The organism is Bradyrhizobium sp. CCBAU 11361 (genome assembly GCF_028128935.1).
In the GTDB taxonomy this organism is placed as follows: Bacteria; Pseudomonadota; Alphaproteobacteria; order Rhizobiales; family Xanthobacteraceae; genus Bradyrhizobium; species Bradyrhizobium niftali.
On sequence record NZ_LBJZ01000056.1, the window covers coordinates 1 to 517 of the forward strand.

The window sequence follows — 517 nt, forward strand, 5'->3', positions numbered from 1 at the left end:
AACGCGCTTGCCGGGGTTACGGTCGATCTGGTTACCGGGACTGCGCAGGGGACCGCCGCGGGCGATTTGGCCGATGTCGGTATCGACGTGCTCAACGGCGGTATCAACGCCGTTACCGGCTCGGACTTCGCTGATACGCTGCTGGGCAGCGCCACCGGCTCTTTTGCCGAGATCTTCGAGGGGCGGGCAGGCAACGATGCCATCAATGGCCGCGGCGGCTACGATCTGGCCGTCTACAACAACGACACTTCTGTCACGACGGGCATTGCGGTTACGGCGTCTGCCACCACGATGACCGTCACCGGCGATGCCCGGGTCGGCATCGACACGCTCACTGCCGTTGAAGCGGTCCGCGGCACCAACTTCGCGGATACCTACAACGCCACCGGCTTCAATGGCGCCAGCACCGACTTCGGTCCGAGTTCCAGCTTCAACGAGTTCGAGGGCCTAGCCGGCAACGATACCATCACCGGTAACGGCAACACCCGGATCAGCTATGTCAGCGCGACCGGCGGCG

At 64.2% G+C, this 517-nt stretch carries 1 pseudogene; it reads left to right on the forward strand.

The window, feature by feature from the left end:
• Positions 1 to 517 (forward strand): annotated as a pseudogene (locus XI08_RS09800) (hypothetical protein); the annotation flags it as partial.